The organism is Marinomonas sp. HM11-D (assembly GCF_057626615.1).
The window spans coordinates 1-21,619 of sequence record NZ_JBMMKT010000014.1; the positions used below are offsets into that span (position 1 = coordinate 1).

General features: G+C 46.3%; 24 protein-coding genes and 1 other RNA gene. 15 read left to right on the top strand and 10 right to left on the bottom strand.

Annotation, left to right across the window (positions count from 1 at the left end):
• Together ACOSVP_RS15460 and ACOSVP_RS15465 are read left to right on the top strand one after the other, a co-directional pair.
• Window positions 1-189: hypothetical protein (locus ACOSVP_RS15460; RefSeq protein WP_487348392.1), on the top strand; the 189-nt coding region annotated here is incomplete at its 5' end.
• On the top strand, window positions 186-539 hold the full coding sequence (locus ACOSVP_RS15465) for a hypothetical protein (protein ID WP_487348393.1): 354 nt from the start codon (window positions 186-188) through the stop codon (window positions 537-539). The genes ACOSVP_RS15460 and ACOSVP_RS15465, both read left to right, overlap by 4 nt.
• 47 nt (window positions 540-586) lie before the next feature.
• On the opposite strand, the gene ACOSVP_RS15470 is transcribed toward ACOSVP_RS15465, so the two are convergent.
• From ACOSVP_RS15470 to smpB, 4 genes are all read right to left on the bottom strand, one after another.
• Window positions 587-1,318: a hypothetical protein gene (locus ACOSVP_RS15470; protein ID WP_487348394.1), complete on the bottom strand. Its 732-nt coding sequence runs from the start codon at window positions 1,316-1,318 to the stop codon at window positions 587-589.
• A 9-nt stretch (window positions 1,319-1,327) separates the two neighbouring features.
• Window positions 1,328-2,419, bottom strand: coding sequence for a hypothetical protein (locus ACOSVP_RS15475; protein WP_487348395.1), 1,092 nt, complete (start codon window positions 2,417-2,419; stop codon window positions 1,328-1,330).
• Between the two features lie 216 nt (window positions 2,420-2,635).
• Window positions 2,636-2,998: a transfer-messenger RNA gene (gene ssrA / locus ACOSVP_RS15480) on the bottom strand.
• 71 nt (window positions 2,999-3,069) lie between these two features.
• Complete coding sequence (gene smpB / locus ACOSVP_RS15485) at window positions 3,070-3,549, bottom strand: SsrA-binding protein SmpB (protein WP_487348396.1); 480 nt, start codon at window positions 3,547-3,549, stop codon at window positions 3,070-3,072.
• A 157-nt stretch (window positions 3,550-3,706) separates the two neighbouring features.
• On the opposite strand from smpB, the gene ACOSVP_RS15490 reads away from it, so the two are divergent.
• The 3 genes from ACOSVP_RS15490 to ACOSVP_RS15500 are packed head-to-tail and all read left to right on the top strand — an operon-like array spanning window position 3,707 to window position 5,781.
• Window positions 3,707-5,065, top strand: a complete 1,359-nt coding sequence (locus ACOSVP_RS15490; RefSeq protein ID WP_487348397.1) for a sodium-dependent transporter — start codon at window positions 3,707-3,709, stop codon at window positions 5,063-5,065.
• 1 nt (window position 5,066) lies between these two features.
• Window positions 5,067-5,495, top strand: coding sequence for a type II toxin-antitoxin system RatA family toxin (locus tag ACOSVP_RS15495; protein WP_487348398.1), 429 nt, complete (start codon window positions 5,067-5,069; stop codon window positions 5,493-5,495).
• Window positions 5,488-5,781, top strand: coding sequence for an RnfH family protein (locus ACOSVP_RS15500; RefSeq protein ID WP_487348399.1), 294 nt, complete (start codon window positions 5,488-5,490; stop codon window positions 5,779-5,781). Before ACOSVP_RS15495 ends, ACOSVP_RS15500 begins: the two co-directional genes overlap by 8 nt.
• Window position 5,782: 1 nt before the next feature.
• Here the strand turns inward: ACOSVP_RS15500 and ACOSVP_RS15505 are convergent, their stop codons facing one another.
• Window positions 5,783-6,100, bottom strand: coding sequence for an outer membrane protein assembly factor BamE (locus ACOSVP_RS15505; protein WP_487348400.1), 318 nt, complete (start codon window positions 6,098-6,100; stop codon window positions 5,783-5,785).
• A 71-nt stretch (window positions 6,101-6,171) separates the two neighbouring features.
• Here ACOSVP_RS15505 and fur point away from each other — a divergent pair, with 71 nt between their 5' ends.
• Window positions 6,172-6,582 carry a ferric iron uptake transcriptional regulator gene (gene fur, locus ACOSVP_RS15510; protein WP_487348401.1) on the top strand — a complete coding sequence of 137 codons (411 nt, stop codon included), beginning with the start codon at window positions 6,172-6,174 and terminating at the stop codon, window positions 6,580-6,582.
• An 18-nt stretch (window positions 6,583-6,600) separates the two neighbouring features.
• Here the strand turns inward: fur and recN are convergent, their stop codons facing one another.
• A complete protein-coding gene (gene recN, locus ACOSVP_RS15515; protein ID WP_487348402.1) occupies window positions 6,601-8,277 on the bottom strand; it encodes a DNA repair protein RecN in 1,677 nt (558 codons plus the stop codon).
• 208 nt (window positions 8,278-8,485) lie between these two features.
• Here recN and grpE point away from each other — a divergent pair, with 208 nt between their 5' ends.
• From grpE to dnaJ, 3 genes are all read left to right on the top strand, one after another.
• Complete coding sequence (gene grpE, locus ACOSVP_RS15520; protein WP_487348403.1) at window positions 8,486-9,055, top strand: nucleotide exchange factor GrpE; 570 nt, start codon at window positions 8,486-8,488, stop codon at window positions 9,053-9,055.
• 103 nt (window positions 9,056-9,158) lie between these two features.
• Window positions 9,159-11,075: a molecular chaperone DnaK gene (gene dnaK, locus ACOSVP_RS15525; protein WP_487348404.1), complete on the top strand. Its 1,917-nt coding sequence runs from the start codon at window positions 9,159-9,161 to the stop codon at window positions 11,073-11,075.
• Window positions 11,076-11,191: 116 nt separating this feature from the next.
• Window positions 11,192-12,322 carry a molecular chaperone DnaJ gene (dnaJ, locus tag ACOSVP_RS15530; protein ID WP_487348405.1) on the top strand — a complete coding sequence of 377 codons (1,131 nt, stop codon included), beginning with the start codon at window positions 11,192-11,194 and terminating at the stop codon, window positions 12,320-12,322.
• 31 nt (window positions 12,323-12,353) lie between these two features.
• On the opposite strand, the gene ACOSVP_RS15535 is transcribed toward dnaJ, so the two are convergent.
• A complete protein-coding gene (locus tag ACOSVP_RS15535; protein ID WP_487348406.1) occupies window positions 12,354-12,962 on the bottom strand; it encodes a uridine kinase family protein in 609 nt (202 codons plus the stop codon).
• A 122-nt stretch (window positions 12,963-13,084) separates the two neighbouring features.
• Between ACOSVP_RS15535 and ACOSVP_RS15540 the strand changes: the two genes are divergently transcribed.
• The 4 genes from ACOSVP_RS15540 to ACOSVP_RS15555 all read left to right on the top strand — a co-directional run bounded on the left by ACOSVP_RS15540 (window position 13,085) and on the right by ACOSVP_RS15555 (window position 16,928).
• The gene (locus tag ACOSVP_RS15540; RefSeq protein ID WP_487348407.1) at window positions 13,085-13,675 is read left to right on the top strand and encodes a uridine kinase; all 591 of its coding nucleotides are present in this window, start codon (window positions 13,085-13,087) and stop codon (window positions 13,673-13,675) included.
• Between the two features lie 8 nt (window positions 13,676-13,683).
• A complete protein-coding gene (locus ACOSVP_RS15545; RefSeq protein ID WP_487348408.1) occupies window positions 13,684-14,016 on the top strand; it encodes a DUF3392 family protein in 333 nt (110 codons plus the stop codon).
• Window positions 14,017-14,280: 264 nt separating this feature from the next.
• Window positions 14,281-15,651, top strand: coding sequence for a glyceraldehyde-3-phosphate dehydrogenase (locus ACOSVP_RS15550; RefSeq protein WP_487348409.1), 1,371 nt, complete (start codon window positions 14,281-14,283; stop codon window positions 15,649-15,651).
• 359 nt (window positions 15,652-16,010) lie between these two features.
• The gene (locus ACOSVP_RS15555; RefSeq protein WP_487348410.1) at window positions 16,011-16,928 is read left to right on the top strand and encodes a LysR substrate-binding domain-containing protein; all 918 of its coding nucleotides are present in this window, start codon (window positions 16,011-16,013) and stop codon (window positions 16,926-16,928) included.
• 3 nt (window positions 16,929-16,931) lie between these two features.
• Here the strand turns inward: ACOSVP_RS15555 and ACOSVP_RS15560 are convergent, their stop codons facing one another.
• The gene (locus ACOSVP_RS15560; RefSeq protein WP_487348411.1) at window positions 16,932-17,699 is read right to left on the bottom strand and encodes a TSUP family transporter; all 768 of its coding nucleotides are present in this window, start codon (window positions 17,697-17,699) and stop codon (window positions 16,932-16,934) included.
• A 187-nt stretch (window positions 17,700-17,886) separates the two neighbouring features.
• On the opposite strand from ACOSVP_RS15560, the gene ACOSVP_RS15565 reads away from it, so the two are divergent.
• Window positions 17,887-18,171, top strand: coding sequence for a hypothetical protein (locus tag ACOSVP_RS15565; RefSeq protein ID WP_487348412.1), 285 nt, complete (start codon window positions 17,887-17,889; stop codon window positions 18,169-18,171).
• A 66-nt stretch (window positions 18,172-18,237) separates the two neighbouring features.
• Here the strand turns inward: ACOSVP_RS15565 and ACOSVP_RS15570 are convergent, their stop codons facing one another.
• Complete coding sequence (locus tag ACOSVP_RS15570; protein WP_487348413.1) at window positions 18,238-18,759, bottom strand: DUF501 domain-containing protein; 522 nt, start codon at window positions 18,757-18,759, stop codon at window positions 18,238-18,240.
• A gap of 8 nt (window positions 18,760-18,767) precedes the next feature.
• Window positions 18,768-19,202 carry a PilZ domain-containing protein gene (locus ACOSVP_RS15575; protein WP_487348414.1) on the bottom strand — a complete coding sequence of 145 codons (435 nt, stop codon included), beginning with the start codon at window positions 19,200-19,202 and terminating at the stop codon, window positions 18,768-18,770.
• Between the two features lie 432 nt (window positions 19,203-19,634).
• Between ACOSVP_RS15575 and ACOSVP_RS15580 the strand changes: the two genes are divergently transcribed.
• Window positions 19,635-21,611 carry a methyl-accepting chemotaxis protein gene (locus ACOSVP_RS15580; RefSeq protein ID WP_487348415.1) on the top strand — a complete coding sequence of 659 codons (1,977 nt, stop codon included), beginning with the start codon at window positions 19,635-19,637 and terminating at the stop codon, window positions 21,609-21,611.
• Window positions 21,612-21,619: the final 8 nt, after the last annotated feature.

Here is a 21,619-nt window from a genome sequence, read left to right on the forward strand (position 1 = left end):
GTGTTTATCATGAAGTTTACTATCAATAGGTGGGGTGTCGGCCTTGAGATTGGCGCACTGATTATCAACTTGTTTATAGGCGATCTGTACATAAAGATCCCAAGAGTCGGTGAGTGTGCTTACAACTCTGCTGGCTTTTATCTAGACCCTTGGAAAGCTCCTAAGAAAGGCGTTAAGGAGGCTGAGTGATGGAATCAATGTCATTCGATAAGTCTGGCTTAAGGCGCTTGTGTGAGAGCCTGAGAGTTGTACGAGTGATGTACCCAGAGATGACTCTTAATGCTTTTCATGCCTTCTTGATCTCTGCTTTGGAAGAGGGGACGACAATGGCAAATATGGCAAGTAAAGCGAGTTTCTCTCAATCTTCAAGCTCAAGGAATACATCTTTGTTATCTGCTCATCATCGGTGTGGCAAGGAGGGTTTAGACCTTATTAAGGCAACTGAAGACCCTCAGATGAGGCGTAGAAAGGTTGTCCATCTGACAAATGATGGGAAGCGCTTGGCAAGCTTGTTGGCTGATATTAACAAGGTTGAGTAATTAATAGAATAACAGGGAGCTCTAATATGGTAAAAAGAGCTCTCTTTCTAGTTCACTACAGTATATGTTTTTTTGCTGCCTAATATATTATTGTCAGGATTGATGACAATATATTTAGAGGAAAACCAGACTCTATTCTCATTAATACTGTTTCTATCCAGAGATTCTTTTAGATAATCGTCTATATCTGCCTGAAAAGTTATGTAATAGGCGCCATAACTAGGGATTTCTGAAAAGTAAGTCAGGTTTTTCTGGGCTCCTTGTAATACTACTTGCTCCTCATAGAATTTAGGGTTTTCTCCTAAGTGTTGATAGTATTTAGGGTTTAGTTCTGCTTCTGATTTTATTAAGTCTCTTTCGTAATATATCTTATATATTCTTAATGAATCACTTTTTAATTTAAGCTTAATGTCATGGGTTCCAAGGTTCTTTACTTCTATAGTTACTATCAATGCCTTATTGTTTAGGTGGCTGTCATAACTGAATTCTGTAACGATATTTATATCGCTAGAGAAATTTCCTTCGAGTCTATCTTCAAGTTCTTTTATTTCTTTTTTATTCTTTTGAATTTCACCGGTTGTTTTTATTAGGTCTTCTCTTGCTTTGCTGAGATTGTATTTGGCTATTTCTTCTTGATTAAAACTATAGTAAGAAAATATTGCAAAAACAATTGTTCCAAAAGCCCCCAAACCTAGTAGTAGGAAGTGTACGTTCTCTGCCCATTTTTCATCTTTAAAAGGTGATATGAGCCATTTTTTGATCTTTCTTATAGTACTCATGTGACTGCTCTACATTGGCGTATCTTCAGAGGGTATTGCTTCTGGGAATTTATTGTCAGATTCATATAGGTAATCTTCAGAGCGGCGAAGTTTGAGTTGTAGCGATTTTTTAGTAAATTCAAAAGAATTCTCTTTTGCAACCAATTGGCTGGTCATTAAAACTTTTTCTTGTATGTTTTTTCCTATATTTGAGTGCTCTATTCCTTCTGGAAAAACTGCGTGACATTCAAAAGAATATGCAACTAATAGGGCAAAAACTACTGATTGAAGGCTTTTCTTTGAGGGGAGTCGAGTAAATATATCGCCCGGTGACATGAAGGTTTGCTGAGTTGTCAGGCTGAATTTATATTTATTGATATCCTCTGATTTAAGGGATTTGATGATATCTTCTGGTATGAAATCATCGCCTTTCTCTATGCACTGGCTAATGAAATGAGAAGCTGCTTCTAGATCATCAAGAAAGTTTGAAAGCTTTGTTGATTGTCGATTTGAAATGTAGTCTTTTTGCTCAATACGACAAGAGAAAATTACTTCGTTACTTTCATTGATGTGAAGTGGTAATAGCCACTTATCAATCAAATCGTGATTTTTTGTGATTTCAAATACTGTAAATGGGGTTTTAAATAGCCTATCAAATATTAGAGGAGTCTCATTTTTACTTTTAATCTCTCCCCATCTAACTTTACGTCTCAACTTGTAGTTACAGAAAACCTGATGCTCTTCAGATCCAGAACGTAACAATTCCGTACTTAAGTAGGAGTCATCCATTACTGTTCCAACCATATAGCCAGCAGGAGTAGTGCATATTACAACATCGTTCGGGCTAATATCGCTTATAAAACGATATATTTGTCCTGCTACATTTGAAACACTGCTCTTACTGTTGCCTTCATTCTTCTTACGATAAGCCTCTGTGTAATGAAGAGCTTGCTCTGAAGTCAGTTTCGTATTTATTAATGAGCTTGGTAGTAGCTCATCTAGATGACCTATCGCTGCAACTTGGTAGTCTTTGAATATTTTGAAGAATTCAGCTTCTTTGCCTGATCGAATAAACCAGTAGCGCTTATTGCCTAACAGCTTTGGGACTTTAATCTGTTTCATGGTATCTCAGTTGTTGAATTTTTTAGAGAAGCCTACAGTAAAAAGTCAATTACAACTGTTGTAAGTCTTCCGTGATTACAGAAGTACATTACTATAACTTTAAATTAGAGACCAATATTAATGGGGAAAAATGTGGGGGAAAAGTGTGGGGGAAATAAAAAAGCGGGCAGTCCGTAAGTCTTTGAAAACTATGGGAAACTGCCCGCTCTTAGCATCTGGTGGAGATGGGGGGAGTCGAACCCCCGTCCGCCAGTCCTCTGCCATCGGATCTACATGTTTAGTCACTTCTACTTTTTGACTGTTTACCGCCCGAAGGACAGGGTGTAACCAGCGAGCCTGATTGATCTTAGATCCTTATCCCCAGGCAGGGCATCGGATAGCATCTCGTAATTTATGATACTGCGGAATCCCGGGCTACAAGCAACCTGGGGGCAGCACACTAGCAGGGTATTAAGCTGCTAGAGCGTAGTTTTCGTCGTTTGCGACTATATAGTTGATACATGAGGATTTACGAGATCACGTATCACTCTCGACATGCACCTCAGGTTTTGTAACCGGCGTCGAAACCATGTCATCCCCGAAGTTGCGGCCATTCTAACGAATCTTGGCGGATTACGCTAGTCGCTCGCTCTGCTTCCACACTGTGGAAGCTAAACTTTTGATTTCATTAGGCGTTCTTTATCGCGCGCCCAATCTCGTTCTTTCGCACTATCGCGCTTGTCGTGGTCTTTTTTACCCGTTACCAAGGCGATCTCACATTTAACTTTGTTGCCTTTCCAGTATAGCGCCATCGCCGCACAAGTTTTACCTTTTTGCTCGATGGTTTCGATAATACGGTCTAATTCGCGGCGGTTTAGCAACAGTTTGCGTTGGCGCAAGGGTTCGCACACAACGTGTGTCGAGGCGCTCATCAGTGGTGTAATACGTGCGCCGATTAGGTAAGCCTCGTCTTGGTGGATAATGACGTAGCTGTCCACTAATTGGGCTTTGCCTTCGCGAAGACTTTTGACTTCCCAGCCTGTTAGCGCAATACCGGCTTCAAACTTTTGGTCAACAAAGTAATCGTGGCGCGCGCGCTTGTTTAAGGCAATCGTGCCTGTGCTATTTGGTTTTTTCTTTGCTTTACTCATAGGTAAAAATTATACGGTCGATAGGGCGAAAAGCCTATGCTTTTCTTGAGGTATGCGCCCTAATATAAGAAAATTCAGAACTTTAAGTAAATTCGGTGCAGGCAGCTGTTCTGCTGTATGTTTTAAAATTCGCTTAACTCATTTGAGAGCTTAATGTATGCCCGAGAGTCGCTGTTTACAAGGGATTTGGTCAAACCCTTGGATATTTATTTTTGCCGCTGCCGGTTCTGCCATTGGCTTAGGAAACATTTGGAAGTTTCCTTATATGTTAGGAGCCAACGGTGGTGGCGCGTTCCTGTTGATTTACTGCCTGTGCTTGGTCGTTGTGGGCCTGCCGATGTTGATGGCGGAGGTCGCCTTAGGGCGCACGGTGCGATCTAACCCTGTGGATACGGTGAATGATTTAGCCGAACGTCGTGTGGTGTCGAAGTTTTGGGTGGCGATGCCTTATTTGTCCGGCATCACGGCGTTGTTGATTCTGACCTATTACAGTGTCATCGCGGGTTGGGCGTTTGCTTACTCACGTCGGGCGGTGTTGGGCTCGTTAGAAAACCTCGATACGGCGAAATCCGAGGCGTTATTTCAGGCGTTTCTTGATGCGCCGGTGGAAATGATTTTCTGGCATACCGTCTTTATGGCCTTGGTGGTGCTGGTAGTGGGGCAGTCGGTAACGCGCGGCTTGTCTAATGTGGTGAAGTTATTATTGCCCGCTCTGATCACCATGATGGTGGCTTTGGCGGCTTATGCCATGCTGATGGGCAATAGTGCTGAGGCGTTACATTTCATGCTGCGTTTTGACTGGGAACAGGTCACGTTTGAAGTGGCGTTATCCGCAATCGGTCATGCGTTATTTAGTTTGGGGGTTGGCTTAGGGGCGTTTTTCTCCTATGGCGCTTATATGAGTAAGCGTATGTCGATCGCCAAAGCCGGTGCCATTGTGGTGGGGTTGGATTTGTTGGTGTCGATTCTAGCGGCGTTGATTATTTTTCCGCTGACGTTTGAGTTTGGAATCGACGCGCAATCTGGCCCCAGTTTAACCTTCGTCACCTTGCCGATTATTTTTGATTTGTTGCCAGGTGGGCAGGTCATTGGTCTGGTGTTCTTTGCCTTGTTGGCATTGGCTGCGCTGACCTCAGCCATCGCTATGATGGAGCTGTTTGTGTCTTGGTTGCATGAACGCTTCTATATTGGTCGTTTAAATGCAGCCTTTCGTTTGGGACTTGTCGTATGGTTCTGTGGCATTGCCATTGTGTTGTCGTTTAACCATTGGGACGCGAAGATTCTGCTTGGTAAGAACCTGTTTGAGTTAGTCGATGGGGTGACGTCGTTTGTGATGTTACCCATTGCGGCCGTGGCGTTGTCGATTATGGTGGCTTGGGTGCTTCCTGAGCCAATGTTGAAAAACGAAATGATTGTAAAGACCCCAAGTCACTTTGGCTGGTGGTACACTACGCTGAAATACGTCAGCATTCCGGCGGCGATCTTAATCACCGTGGCCGGATGGATAGGAGTTTAGTTTGAGTCATATTCAGAAGTTTGCTCATGTAAATTATAGTCAGAAACAAATGTACGACTTGGTGAACGATTTTGAGCAATATCCTGCTTTTTTACCGGGCTGTTTAGGGGCTCGCACTTTATCTCGTACGGAACGTGAGATCGTGGCTACATTGGATGTAGGTAAAGGACCCATTCATCAATCTTTTACCACGCGTAATGTGCTGACAGAGCCAAGCCGAGTAGAGATGAATCTGGTGCAAGGTCCGTTTAAAAAGTTGCATGGAGTATGGACTTTCGAGCCTTTGTCAGAAACAACGTGTAAAATTGCTTTAAGTATCGATTTTGAGTTGAGTGGTATGCTCAAATTCGCTTTTGGTGGTGTATTTGGGCAAGTAGCAAACGCTATGGTTGAAGCCTTTAGTGAACGAGCGAAAGTAGTGTATGGCTAAGATTCGAGTAGAGGTAGCGTACGCGCTGCCTGAAAAACAAAAGATTGTGGCATTGGATGTGGATGAAGGCTGTACCGTGATGGAAGCGGTGCGTCTATCGAACATCGATGCGTTTTTTCCTGATTTGGATTTAACAGCGCCTAAGTTAGGTATTTTCGGTAAGGCGGTTCGTAAACCTGAAGAGCAAGCATTGCGTGCGGGTGAGCGAGTGGAAATTTACCGAGAGCTGAAAGTTGACCCGAAACAAGCTCGGGCCAACCGCGCAGCGAAAGCGGACAAAGAATAACTTATTTCTCCTGAATATCTCGTAGTAGACCGTTTTGGAAGGTCAATACAAGATGTTTAACTTCGCTCTGAGTGCTGTCAGGCGTGCTGTAAAGGCTCGTGAACAAGTAGTGCCATTGGTTTGATTTGAAGGTGCTTTGCACCATAGGTGTACCGAGTACGTACAACACCTGTGATTCAGTCATGCCAAGTTGGAGTTGTTGAACTTGTTCTGTTTTAATAACGTTGCCTTGCTCAACAGTTGGCTTATAGGGCGAAGGAAGCAAGCTACACGCGCTGAGTGTGAAAAGTGTAGAAAGTAGGAGAATCGTTTTCTTCATTGGGCTTAATCCTGTGTTGGTTAGGTCAATGATAAAGTAATTATTAACGAGATCGAAATAGAGAATGACTCATGAGCAGTGAAAATCAAGAACTTAAAAAAGCTGGACTGAAAGTAACACTTCCACGAGTGAAAATCTTACAGATTCTAGAAAACGCTGGTGACCATCACATGAGTGCGGACGATGTTTATCGCACATTGTTGGATCAAGGTGAAGATGTAGGTCTAGCAACGGTATACCGTGTATTGACTCAATTTGAGACGGCGGGCTTGGTTTCACGTCACCATTTTGAAGCGGGCACTGCTGTATTTGAGTTGGCGAAAGGCGAGCACCACGATCACATGATCTGTCTAGAAACAGGCAAAGTGATTGAATTCGTCGACGACGTGATTGAACGCCGTCAACACGAGATCGCAGAAGAACATGGTTACGAAATCGAAGATCACAACCTGATCATCTACGTTCGTCCAAAGAAGAGCTAAGCAACTTCAGTAGCCAGGCTACTGAAGTTGGACATTGCCGAGCATCTCTTTAGCGTGAGCGAGAGTTTGCTCGGTAAGTTCAATCCCACCTAATAAACGTGCGATTTCTTGCGTACGGTTGGTTTCTGCCAACGATTCCACTTTTGAAACCGTTGCCTCATTGAGCACTTCTTTGCTGACGCGGAAATGCTGATGACCTTGTGCCGCCACTTGAGCCAAGTGGGTGACACAGAATACCTGGCCACGATTGCCGACCGCGCGCAACATGCGACCGACGACTTCGGCCGTGCCACCACTGATACCCACGTCCACTTCGTCAAACACCAGTGTTGGGATAACCGACGTGTGTGCGGTAACCACCTGAATGCCCAAACTGATACGTGACAATTCACCACCGGACGCTACTTTGCGCAGTGGCTGCGCAGGCTGACCAGGGTTGGAGGCGATCATGTATTCAATCTCTTCGTAGCCATTGGCGCTGATTTGATCGAGTGGATCGCAGTGAATATAGAAGCGTGCGTGAGGCATACCTAGGCCGTGAATTTGCTCTTCGACCCGTTGCGCCAGTTCTTCTTTGGCTTGCATGCGTTTCTCAGTCAACAAGGTGGCGCTCGTGGTCAGCTGTTGGTAGGCCTTTTCTTCTTTTAGCTTCAAGGCTTCAAGGCTTTCTTCTCCGCCAGATAAGCTGCTCAGTTCTGCTTCCACATCTTCTCGTAATGGAATCAAACCTTCTGGCAATACCTTATGCTTACGGGCGGTATCGTAGATATCGCTAAGACGCTGCTCCACATCCTGTAAACGTCCCGGATCTTGCTCAAGGGTATCTTGGTAATGGTTCAAGCTAGCAGACGCTTCTTCCGCTTGGATCAAGGCTTGATGCATCATCTCCAAGGCGTTTTCCAACTCTTTGGTGGGCGGATGAATGGCGCTGGCTTGCTGAATCGCTTGATGTAATAAAGAGCAGACATTGCCTTCATCACTATCGCGTAAGATGCCGCTGGCGGCATAGGCCTTGTATTGCGCATCGGCGATGTTGGATAGAAACGCTTGTTCGTTTTCCAGTTCTTCCAATTCACCTGCTTTTAAATCCAACTGCGCCAGTTCTTCCGCTTGGTAAGACAGCAGTTGTACTTTGGCTTCTAATTCCGCAGAGCGATTTTGCTTGGCGTGCAATTCTTCTTTGAGCTTGCGCCAAGCGTTGTATTCTTCGCGTACTTTGCGCGTGAGATCCGTCAAGCGACCGTATTCGTCCAGCTGTTGGCGCTGGGCACTGCGCATCAGTAGGGATTGGTGCTCGTGCTGACCATGGATGTCGACCAAGAAACTACCGGCTTCTTTGAGATCCGCTAGGGTGCAAGGACGACCATTAATGTAGGCCTTAGAGCGACCTTCTTTGCTGATTACACGGCGCAGTATGCATAAACTCTCACTTTCATTCTCAAGATCACGTTCTTCTAACCAATTTTGTACTGCTGGGTAGGCGCTGATCTCAAAAGTAGCGCTGATATCGGCCTTCTTTTCTCCGTGACGTACCACACCTGCGTCGGTGCGCCCGCCTAAGCAAAGCGATAGGGCGTCCACCATGATGGACTTACCGGCACCGGTTTCACCAGAGATGGCGGTCATGCCTGGTTTGAGTTCTAGGTCGAGGCTTTCAACGATGGCGAAGTTTGAGATAGCAATACTGGTTAGCATGATCTGCTCCTGATAAAGCAAATAAGAGTATGGTTATTTATACAGTATTTTATGTGTTTATTTATACAGTATTTGTTTGATTTTTGACAAGTGCCAGAAAAAGAAATTATTTGCGCACTTTTAATAGGGATTAGGTGTTGAAAGGTAAAAAGACGTCCCCATATACCACGCACAGACAGTGATTACTTTCTGTTATTTGGAGATGAAAATGAGTGATCAAACGAATAAAGCACAGCAAGAAGTCGAGCAAGAAGAATTGCTAAACGAAGCCGATGCAGCCATTGCTGAAGAAGTACTAGAAGGCATGGTTGAAGATGAAGCTTCTGAAGAACTGGTGAAAGCACGCGAAGAAGCGGCCCAGTACAAAGAAGTGGCGCTTCGTGCCCAAGCTGAAGCACAAAACATCCGTCGCCGTGCTGAGCAAGATGTAGAGAAAGCTCACAAATTTGCGTTGGAAAAATTCGCGAAATCGGTAATTACCGTCGCTGATAACCTAGAGCGTGCCTTGTCTTCTGCGACTGAAGGTTCTGAAAATGACCCTATGCGCGAAGGTGTAGAGCTAACGTACCGTGACCTAGTTGAAACGCTAGCACGTTTCGAAATCGCCGTTGTTGATCCTGCGGGCGAACCATTCAACCCTGAATTACATCAGGCGATGACCATGGTGCCAAACCCAAGCATGGAACCAAACACCGTCATGGACGTGGTTCAAAAAGGTTACACCCTAAACGGACGCTTGTTGCGCCCAGCGATGGTAGTGGTTTCTAGCGCAGCCTAAAAAAACTGTCATTTTTTTGACAGTGAGCGCTTGAAATAAAAATTGCCGTACCCAAATACAGAATTATCGAAACTATTAAAGAATTTTTACTGGAGATACAACCATGGGCAAAATCATTGGTATTGACTTAGGTACAACTAACTCTTGTGTTTCCGTACTAGACGGAGACAAGGCTCGCGTTATCGAAAACGCGGAAGGCGATCGTACCACCCCATCTATCGTAGCATTCACAGAAGATGGTGAAACACTGGTAGGTCAGTCTGCTAAACGTCAAGCGGTTACTAACCCAACTAACACGCTATTCGCAGTTAAGCGTTTGATCGGCCGTCGCTTCCAAGACGACGTGGTTCAAAAAGACATCTCTATGGTGCCTTACAAAATCGTTGCGGCGGATAACGGCGACGCTTGGGTAGAAGTGAAAGGCGAAAAGAAAGCGCCACCACAAATCTCTGCTGAAGTTCTTAAGAAAATGAAGAAAACAGCGGAAGACTACCTAGGTGAGAAAGTCACCGAAGCGGTTATCACGGTTCCTGCTTACTTCAACGATTCTCAGCGTCAAGCAACGAAAGATGCGGGTAAAATCGCGGGTCTTGATGTTAAGCGTATCATCAACGAGCCAACAGCAGCGGCACTAGCGTACGGTCTAGATAAAGCAGCGGGTGATTCTACGGTAGCGGTTTACGACCTTGGTGGTGGTACATTCGATATCTCTATCATCGAAATCGCTGACGTTGATGGTGAGAAACAATTCGAAGTACTGTCTACTAACGGTGATACATTCCTAGGTGGTGAAGACTTCGACATGCGCGTGATCGAATTCTTGGCAGCAGAGTTCAAGAAAGACACGGGTATCGATCTACACAACGATCCACTAGCGCTACAGCGTCTAAAAGAAGCCGGTGAGAAAGCGAAGGTTGAGTTATCTTCTTCTTCACAAACAGAAGTTAACCTACCTTACATCACTGCAGATGCGTCAGGTCCAAAACACCTTAACGTTAAGCTAACGCGTTCTAAACTTGAGTCTTTGGTAGAAGACCTAGTGACTAAGTCGCTAGAGCCTTGCCGCCAAGCACTGAAAGATGCTGACCTAACGGGTGCAGACATCGACGAAGTTATCCTTGTAGGTGGTCAGACTCGTATGCCACTAGTACAAGCGAAAGTAACGGAATTCTTCGGCAAGGCGCCACGTAAAGACGTGAACCCAGACGAAGCGGTTGCGATCGGTGCATCGATCCAAGGTGCGGTACTAGCAGGTGACGTGAAAGACGTTCTACTACTAGACGTTACGCCTTTGTCTCTAGGTATCGAGACAATGGGTGGTGTGATGACGGCTCTGATCGAGAAAAACACGACTATCCCAACGAAGAAGTCACAAGTATTCTCGACTGCTGAAGACAACCAGAACGCAGTAACAATCCACGCCCTACAGGGTGAGCGTAAACAAGCGTCTCAGAACAAGTCTCTAGGTCGTTTCGACTTGGCTGACATTCCACCAGCGCCACGTGGTGTACCGCAGATCGAAGTTAGCTTCGATATCGATGCCAACGGTATCTTGAGCGTTTCTGCGAAAGACAAAGCGACTGGTAAAGAACAGTCTATCGTGATCAAAGCCTCTTCTGGCCTAAGCGATGAAGAAGTGGAAAAAATGGTTCGCGACGCGGAAGCGAATGCGGAAGAAGACCGTAAGTTCGAAGAGCTTGTACAAGCTCGTAACACTGCGGACGGCATGATCCACGCAACTCGTAAAACTTTGACTGATGCCGGCGATAAAGCAACTGCAGAAGAGAAAGAAGCGATCGAGAAAGCCATTGCTGACCTTGAAGCGGCACTAGAGTCTAACGACAAAGATCAGATCGAAGAGAAAACCAATGCGTTGACTCAAGCGTCTGGCTCTTTGGCTCAAAAACTGTACGAGCAAGCTGATGCAGCACAGGCTCAAGGTGGCGAGCAGGCTTCTGGCCAGAAACAAGACGACGCAGTTGATGCTGAGTTTGAAGAAGTTAAAGACGACAAAAAATAAGTCTCGCGCTTAAGTTAGGTCGTCGTCCCTAGGGACTTATGCAAAACACGGGACGCTACCGTGTTTTGCTGTATCTAGGGATTTGAACTCACTCTACATATTCAGGAACACCTGCAATGAGTAAACGTGATTATTATGAAGTACTTGGTGTCAGCCGTGACGCGGATAAAAAGGACATTAAAAAGGCCTACCGCTCACTAGCCAACAAGTACCATCCGGATAAAAACCCGGATAATCCAGAAGCACTGGATAAATTCAAAGAGCTTGCGGAAGCTTACGAAGTACTGTCTTCGGAAGACAAGCGTGCAGCCTACGACCGTTTCGGTCACGAAGGCGTGAATGGCCAAGGTGGTCATGGCGGCTTTGGTGGTGGCGCAGGCGGTTTCAGTGACATCTTCGGTGATGTGTTTGGCGATATTTTCGGCGGCGGTGGTGGCGGTGGTCAAAGCCGTACGCGTCGTGGTTCAGACCTACGCTACACACTTGAGTTGGACCTTGAGCAGGCGGTTTGGGGCTGTGAAGAGAAAATCCGCATCCCGACCGCGGTAGAGTGTGATAAATGTGAAGGCTCTGGTGCCAAACCAGGGACTAAGCCAACCACTTGTCCGACCTGTAACGGTGCTGGCCAAGTGCGTATGTCACAGGGCTTCTTCTCGGTACAACAAACGTGTCCACAGTGTCATGGCCAAGGTCAGATCATCTCTGATCCTTGTAATTCATGTCATGGCCAAGGTCGTAAGCAAGAATACAAAACGCTTAACGTTAAGATTCCTGCTGGCGTAGACACGGGTGACCGTATCCGTCTATCAGGTGAAGGTGAAGCGGGCGCATTTGGTGGTCCTGCAGGGGATCTGTTCGTACAAGTATCGGTACGTCCTCATGCGATCTTCGAGCGCGACGGTGCCAACCTATATTGTGAAGTGCCAATCAGCTTTGCCACGGCTGCACTAGGCGGTGAGATCGATGTACCGACGCTAGATGGTCGTGTGCGTTTGAAAGTCACACCAGAGTGTCAGACCGGCAAGCTGTTCCGTCTACGTAACAAGGGTGTGAAGCCTGTGCGTGGTGGTCCGGTTGGGGATTTGATCTGTAAAGTTGTGGTGGAAACGCCTGTGAACTTAACCGAGCGTCAAAAAGAGCTGTTCAAAGAGTTGGCTGAGAGCATGGGTGAAAACTCTGAGCACTCACCAAAACAGAAGAGCTGGTTTGACGGCGTGAAACGCTTTTTCGAAGACATTAAGAAATAAATTAATCTCTTTGCGTTAACTAAAAAGGAGCCTAGGCTCCTTTTTCCGTTAATAGGCTGTCAATATAATGGCGCAGCAAGTTGGCGGCATTGGTGAAGCTGGTGTTGTTCGGGATAATGAAATCGGCCTTGTTGCGGATCTCAATGGTTTTCAAGGAGGCCTGACGAACGTGGCGCATATAGCGACTGGTGACTTCGTTCACGTTGCGGCCACGCTCGGCGATATCGCGTTTTAGGCGACGCACTATGGCGATGTCCATGTCGGTATCGACAAACAGCAAGTAGTCCACTGCATCACGAATAGCGGGATCTTGGAACATCATATGGCCTTCGACCAGAACCACTTTAGACGGTTCTAGATTACGGTAGCCGACGCGCTTGTGCTGCGAGTGATCGTAAACAGGAATTTCATTTGGCTGCTGCTGATTTTTGCAGTTATGGATCGCCAAACAGATACTTTCTAGATCCAAAGAGTTAAGATCATCAAAGTTATAGACGTCCGGGTCGATGTTGCCGCAGCCTTTGTAGAAACTGTCCTGACAAATAACGGTCAACTTATTTCCTAAGCCTTCTGCTAACAGCGAGCACAGGCGGCTTTTACCGCTACCAGAAATACCGGTGATGCCGATTACGAGTGCCATGAGCTACCTCAAGAAAAAATGAATTTGCATTACGGGGTGGAAGAATTAGGCTCTAATTGTATCAAAGAAGCGTTAAAATCGCTTCTTGACTTACTGGTTAATATTGCAAAGAAAAAGAGATCATGTGGAGTTTTCGTCCCGCTTTTAAAAGTGTGTTGCTGGCTACCTGTCTAATGGGAGCCATGGCTTGGGCAAATGAGCCTGAGGCTTCTACCCCAGCTGCAGAGGAAAGTGCCCCTGCAACGCCGGTTTATTCCAAAGGCGCTGAGCTGTTTGGTATTGAGTTTAATGATTTATCGAAAGCCGAGTTCGAGCAACATCTGTCGAAGATGGGCTTGGAACCCTACCCATCGTACCGCCAAGGTGTGGCGAACTATAGCTTAGGGGCAACCGGCATTTTGGGGATAAAAGAGCTCACGGTTGTATACAACCAATATGAGTTCGTTGAGCGTGCGACCATGTCTGGCGTCGTTGAAGATCCAGTTTTGCGCGCGAAATTAGGCACTGTGCTGGAGAAGAAATACGGCCCACCATCGGTTGGTTTTGTGCGTGATGGCTACGGTCGTGCACGTTGGGTCTTGCCAGATGGTACCGAAATAGAGTTACATAACACGACTTTTGATGTGTCGGTGATCTATATGGACCGTTTGCCTAAGCGCATTGCTCCATCTGGTCGTATCGACGTCGAGGCACTTCTTAAACGTAATCAGTAAGTGTATTGATGGACCTAATACTCAACTTTAATATGGATATGGCGCACAAGTTGCGTCCTTACCTACAAGACATTTCTTTAGCGCTGGTCGCGACCATGCTGGTGATTTTCGGCGATCATGTGAACCGAATCCTCAAGCGTGCGGTCGCGAACTGGGTGTTTATCGCTCGCATTGGCGCCTTCGTTTTGATGTGTACCTTTGGTTATGGCGTGCTGACTCTATGGGGGCAGCCCTTGGTCTTTTGGTTACTGACGCATCTTACACCAAGCTTGCGCCCGATCGTGATCCTGTTTTGCTTCTGTTTGCTGGGTGTTTTGGCGGAAAGAAAGCGTTATTTATAAAAAAAATTAAGAAATTTTCATTCATTTTCTGTATGTAAATTACGTAAATTTATGAGATTTCGACCGGTCATTTCTGATAAAACTCTCTAATGTTGTTATTTAATAACATACTTCTGATAGTTACGTTCTTTTCATAAAAAAATGCCCTAAAGCCCCGTTTTTAATGGTTTTTTGTTGCCTTGTTACAATTTGATGTTAGTTCTGTGAATGGGTAGACTGCGCCCAATTTGATGCGAAACGTTTGTTTTTCTCGGGGGCAGATAAATGGCAAACACTTGGTTAGAAACGGTTTCCAAAGTTGAATCAATGATTCCTCTTTTGGGTAAGTTAGGTCGCGAACAATCAGTTAAAGTTCAGCTAGCTGGACAAACACTGATGTCTGATTCAGTTACTGGTTTGGTTGCTTTGTTTGACCAATATCCTGCTGTAGATCTAGCGCGTGTGTATCAAGTGTTAGAGCAATTGATCGCAAACAAAACTGCTAACGCAGTGGTTGAGCTTGAAGAAGCACTAGCAGACGCTGACATCGCGTCACTAGAAGGCTTTGCTCAAGCGGGTTCTGCAACACCAGTGGTACTATACGGTTTTGGTCGTATCGGTCGTCTACTGACACGCCGCATGTGCACACTAGGCCACACTACGCCTGGCATGTACTTAGCAGCAATCGTAGTTCGTAAAGCAGCGGATAACGATTTGGCGAAGCGTGCTAGCCTACTGAAATTTGACTCAGTTCACGGCACTTACGAAGGCGTTGTTAAAGCAGATGAGCAAAACTCTCAGCTAATCATCAACGGCCAGCCAGTTAAAGTGATCTACGCGTCTGATCCAAGCGAAGTAGACTACAAAGCTCACGGTATCGACAACGCATTGCTAGTGGACAACACTGGTCGCTGGCGTGACCACGATGGACTAAGTGTTCATCTTGCGCGTCCAGGTATCGATCGTGTGGTATTGACGGCTCCTGGCAAAGAAATGAAAAACATCGTCTTCGGTGTTAACGATTCTGATATCCAATCCAGCGATCAGATCCTATCTGCTGCGTCTTGTACAACGAACGCGATCACTCCGATCCTGTCTGTACTAGAAGCTAAATACGGCATCGAATCTGGTCACGTTGAAACGGTTCACGCTTACACTAACGACCAGAACCTAATCGACAACGTTCACAAAGGTGATCGTCGTGGTCGTGCGGCAGCGATGAACATGGTAATGACTGAAACGGGTGCGGCAAAAGCGGTTTCTAAAGCGATCCCTTCTCTAGAAGGTAAGCTAAGCGGCAGTGCAATCCGTGTTCCAGTGATCAACGTATCGATTGCAGTACTAAGCTTGAACCTTAAAGCGGCAACATCAGTTGAAGAAATCAACGAAGTTCTGAAAAACGCTTCTGCAAGCGCAGCATTGGCTGGCCAAATCGGCTACAGCGCTGAAGCGGATGCCGTAAGCTCAGACTTCATCGGTAGTGAACAAGCAGGTGTGCTGGATTCTCTATCTACTAAAGTACGTGGTAACCAAGCAACGCTATACGTTTGGTACGACAACGAATACGGCTACAGCTGCCAAGTAGTGCGCCTAATGGAAAAGTTGGCGCAAATGGCTCTAGTTGATAGCAATGCTGTAGAAACTGCAGCAGCGTAATTGACCGGACACATTTAAGCATGTGTGTTAGTTCGGCGACCTTAGGGTCGCCGTTTTTTTTGCCTAAAGAAAAGTAAGTAGATAAGGATTCAGTCACAGCATAAATTTTGGGCAAAAAAAATCGGGCCATGGGCCCGATTAAAATAACTAGCAGTGTTGTGACGTGTGGCGCTCACCAACATCACAGCCTAATACATGGCTGTGGGGGCATGTATTAGGAGAGGCATCAACATCAACAAGGATGCCGAGGTTTGGAAGCAGTACTACCAAAACATGTGGCCCATTTTAGTGGTTGCTAAAAATTCCACAAACGATATAAACTGGGTTTTTGGATTAGCAAATCTAATGCAAGAGAGCCTATGAACAAAGTCTCGTTACCCTTCCTGCACACCTTTGTGGTCGCCGCAAAACATCTTAGCTTTACCAAGGCAGCACACGAACTGTTTTTGACTCAAGGGGCTGTAAGTCAGCAAATACGGCTATTAGAGCAACGCTTAGGTTTTTCCTTATTTGTCCGATACCATCGTAGTCTCGAGTTGACGCCAATGGGTGCTAGGTTGGCGCTACATTTGCGTCACATGTTTGCTGACCTAGATGGGCTTATTGAAGAACTGCGAGAAGAGCGGGACTCTAACATCATTACCTTATCGGTGATGCCTTCCTTTGCCACGCGTTGGCTGATGCCGCGCTTAGGGCGTTTGCAGGAACTTCATCCTGGGTTGCAGTTGCGTATTCAAGCCAATGATCGTGAAGTGAACTTTACCCGTGACCGTATTGATGCGGCGATTGTGCATAGCCATATTCATTCCGGCAGCGCCTATACGGTGCCGTTATTGGTGGATCATGTGTTTCCTGTATGTAGTCCGGCGTTTGCCGAGCAAAATCAATTGCGTATCCCAAAAGATCTGGCCCGTGTGCCCTTGATCAACGATGACTCAGAATGGCGTTTCTTTAGCCCTTATGCGGAGTGGGAAGCCTGGCTGAATAAAGCGGATGTCAAAGGCGCTCGACCAAGTCGCGCCATGAGTTTTAACCGTGGTGACTTGGCGGTGCAGGCGGCCTTATCTGGGCAAGGGGTGGCGCTTGGGCGCACGCCATTGGTGATGGACGATATTCGTGAAGGGCGCTTGTTAAAGCCGTTTGAGCAAGTGTATGACAATGGCCATGTGTATTTGTTTGCTTGCCCAAATGAATACCGCGACCGTGAATCGATTCAACAGGTGCTAAGTTGGTTACAAGATGAGTGTCGCCGCTATATCGAAGAGACGCCTTTATAGTGATTAGCTAGCGCTGATGAGTTTAATGGATAGTGCGATACACATCACAATCACCATCGGGCGGATCAAAGTACTGCCACGGCTTATCACTAGACGTGAACCTATTTGGGCGCCAATCCATTGCCCCAGTCCCATAATAAGACCAATGCCCCATAGTACGTGACCGGTGAAACTGAATAATATGAGTGAGGATAGGTTGCTGGTGGCATTTAGGATTTTGGTATGAGCTGTCGCGGCAATGATGGAATAGCCCATGAGGCAGATAAAAGCAGTGGAAAAAAATGCGCCAGTTCCAGGGCCGATAAGGCCGTCATAAAAGCCAATAGTGAAGCCTGCCAATAGGGCAAACTGCGTCATACTGATGCGCACAAATTTAGCAATCATAGGCTGAATCTTAGGTAGAAGATAAAAGAAAATCGCCACAGCAATCAAAATGGCCGGAATCAGCTTGATCAGCAGACTGCTATCTAGGTAAGACACCAATGCGGTCCCAGAAAAGCTACCAAGTGCGGTCATGGCAATCGGAAAACGCATATCAGAAAGGGAAACTTGCTGGGTTTTAACGAAATGGTAAGACGCTGATAGGGTGCCGGCGCAGCCCTGTAATTTATTGGTGGCAAGGGCTTCTACAGGGGACACGCCAGCGGCAATGAGGGCCGGTACCGTAATCAGTCCGCCGCCGCCAGCAATGGCGTCGATCAGCCCTGCAATAAAGGCGATGCTGAATAGTGCGACGACCGTCCAGACAGACAAATCCGAAAACCACTCCACCTGCATCTCCTTGCCTAAAAAAGTAATAGCCTCAGCAGGGCATCTTACAGTATGTTTACATTACTAAGCTAGCTGGCCTATTTATTAGACAGGGCGTTACGTATTACTACGTAGGTTGGCTTGAGGTTCGTGGCTTAAATGGCTAACTTATGGAACTGATATTGGTTATTTTTGAGGGATTGAATTGATGGCTAAACAATACGCAGAAGTGCATCAAGATGACTTTATGAAATTTGGTGGAGAGCGTCCTAGCTACTTGGATATTGAAGACGCCCTGCTGGCGCTGGGTGGACATGGCGTGTCTGGCAATAATTTCAAAAAAGAAGCACTGAAAATGGCAGGTTGGACCGGTGGTGCATTGACCACTTATGCACAGCGTCCAGTGGTTGCTGCCAACGCATTTAACAAAATCCGTGAAGGCCTAGCGAAAGTGTCGAGCGCGGATGAATTGAAGGCCTTTTTGAAAGGCTAGGCTGATGCCTATTAAAACAAACAATGTATAAGTGAGCAGGGCTAACTTATACATTGTTGCTGTGATTTATTTTGCTTCGGCGTCGGCAATCTCGCGGATGCCATATTCTTCATCAAGAATCTTACCGATGATGTTGTCACCTGCTAGGTGATGTGCGTATTGCATATGTAAGCAACGGATTTGATCCCAGTTTTTAATGCCGCCAATGCCTAATTCTTCAAATAGGTGGGTAAAGCCTTTTTCTTCGATGATTTGCTTGTGCTCATCACTCATGGCATCCCAACGACGGCGTACGTAATCCTCGTGTGATTTGTGGTATGCCGCACGCAATTCTTCATCGTCACGAAGACGTTGTTCCAATTCTTTCACCACGCCTTGGCTTTCAATGCGTGCCAGTGCTTTATCGATGGCGCTGCTCGATAGCCAGTAGAGTGTTGGGAATGGTTGGTCAAACACCCAGGTTTCCATTTCGAGAACTTGCGGTACGCCATTTGGTGAATAGTGGGCAACGCTGCGAATGCCGCTTGGTGTGCGGCCTAATTGCTGAGTAATGATGTCAATATCAGCTTGAGATAGGGTATTAGTCATTAGAAATTTTAAAGTGTGAAAGCAGGGAAGCTGGCAGCAAATTGTTTAATCCACTCCGCCGCGGCTTCGTTATAGTTTAAGCGTCGGCCTTGATGCTTGGCCTGTCGTCGGTAGTGCTCTATTTGTGAGAGCTGCTCAATCATTCGCACACAATAACAATCGTCGTTATTGGGGAACTCAATCGCAATGCGATATTCTTCCTGTTCTTTGTCGCACCAAGCTATGCGGCCCGTCACGCAAAAATGCGGGTCGATTTCTTGTAATGTGATACGCACACAAGTGCCTGCTTGGTATGACAACGGCGCTAAATAGGTGATCCCTACGAAGCCAAGCCGATCGCTACCAACAGTTGGAAAAGACTGGTCTTCGACAATCGTGATGTCTAAAGGTAAGTCTTTAGGATGTGCAACAAATTCCATCGCAACAAGCCAGTTTTTGTTCAATTAATCAGTCTATCGGCCGGACAGCCAGATGGTTTAAGAAGAAAGCGAATTGTACGCTTTTTACTCTGGCTGTACAGACGAAATTTAGGATAAATTTCAATCAACGCATAACTTTTTGTTGATCAAATATCAGAATCTCAGAGTTTTATTCATCCAAGCTAGTGTGCCATCAAAAAAGCCTTCTCGAAAAGCACGGATGCTGCCTAGTACTCCATCCTTTCTGTTCATCTGAATATGTTTCCTTATGCATAAACTAGTCCAACTAACAATCTAGCGCCTTGGTCAGTTTTGTTATGAATTGTAAGAAATGTAAGTGTGGGTACTTGCAGGTTGAACAAATAACGGGCAGTATTTTTAATTAAATGACTATTTAATTAAAAGGCTGAATCAATTTTCCATGGAGTGGTAATTGTTTGAGGCTAGGAGGATGCAATGTCTTTATCCGTTGTCCAGCGAGTATTAGTGGGATTTGTCGTGCTGTTGCTACTGCTATTTGTGGTGGCAGGAGCGGGTGTGGGTGGCTTGAACTCCGTACAACAGCGTATCGAGACTGTAACTGGGGAAATCGCCGGCATATCGGATGGCAGCATGGAAGTCAGTACCAATCTCGCCCAGACCAGCAGTGCGGTGCTGCAATATCTGGTGGCTTCTTCTGACAGCATGTTAAGCGATGCTCAAACTCAGTATCAGTCTGGCAAAGAGCGCTTTTATGTGGACGCGAACGCTCTAAAAGCTCAAGCAGCTGAGTTTTCAGAGGTGTTAGCGACGGTGGCTGAAGTTGAGCAACAAGCTCAAACATTTTTCACGTTGGCGGATGATGCTATTGAGGATCATAGCCGTATGGTGCAGCTTGAACGTGGTATGGCCGATAAAAAACTCGATTTAAAAGATGAACTCAGTTACGTCGTGGAAGATCTCGATGCCATCGCAGACTACCCAGAAAACGATGAACAAGCCTTCGCCGCTGGCCTTGCGAAAACGCAGATGGAAAGTTTGCAGCTGCTGATTGGTGACTATTTTGACTCCACAACTGTGTCTGCGTTGGCCAGTATTCGCAAAGAAATGGGGAAAGCCTTTGCCCCTGTGGACAAAGTGATCGGCAAATTAGGGGATGATTTGATCACTGAGAACATCAATAACATCCGCCAGTCGATTGAAGCCGATGAAGGGGTGGTGAATGAGTTTATGCAATATAACCAAATCCAAGTCGACTCAGAGCAGGCAGCGGCTACTTTATTAAACAGCTTGGTGGATATGAAAGCTTTGCAAGATGTACTTGAAACGCAAGTCACTACGCTGCGTAATCACGCCAAGCTGAACGCCGTAGGCAGCTCCAATAATGCGAAACTTATCTCCTACCTAGTAGTGGCCATTTCTGTGGTAATTGCTTTGGCCATTGCCTACTGGGTAAGCCTCAGCATCCGTAAGCCGCTAGCGAAAATTTTAAACGTCTTAGATCAAATCGCTAATGGCGACCTGACGCAGCGCGTCACCATATCCAGTAAAGACGAGTTTGGTCAGCTGTCTCACTGGGTCAATGCTTTGGTGCAAAAGTTAGGTGAGGTGATCAAGCAGATTGACGACGCCTCCCATCAGGTGGTGTCGTCGGCAGATACTGTGTATCAATCTACCTCACATACCCAAGCGATTATGCAGGAGCAAAATGACCGTACTACCTCAGTGGCAACGGCCATGGATGAAATGTCGGCCACGGTACGAGAAGTAGCGCAACATTCCGAAGTCACGCTAGAGAAGGTGCAGCAAGTTGATCATAGCGCTGAAGTAAGTTTGCAGCGTATGAATACCAATATTGCTCAAGTGGAGCAATTGGTGGCACAGCTGGAATCTTCCGCGCAAGTAGTGCAGCAGGTGGATCAATATTCGCAAAATATCGGTTCCATCTTAGAAGTGATTCAAGAGATTGCCGAACAAACCAACTTATTGGCCTTGAATGCCGCCATTGAAGCGGCCCGAGCTGGGGAGCAAGGGCGGGGATTTGCAGTCGTAGCTGATGAAGTACGCACACTGGCGAATCGCACCCACACTTCGACCGAGGAAATTCAGCAAGTGATTACTGAGCTTCAAGGCGGCGTTAAAGCCACGGTGACAACCATGGCGCAAAGTCGCCAGCATGCCCGCGACAGTATGAAGGAAGCGCAAAGTGTCGGTGAGGTGTTGTCTGATCTGCGTGCCTTTATTGTCGAGATTCGTGACTTGAGTATGCAGATTGCCACGTCGGCGGAGCAGCAATCGAACGTGGCGCAAGACATTAACCGCAGTGTGCACGAGATTTCTCATAGCTCGGAAGGGGCCATGGAAGAGGCGATGGCGAGCCAAGATAATTGCCAACGTATGAATGAACTGGCACAACACCAGCGTACCTTAGTCGGTCAGTTTAAAATTGCTTAATCGCTGTT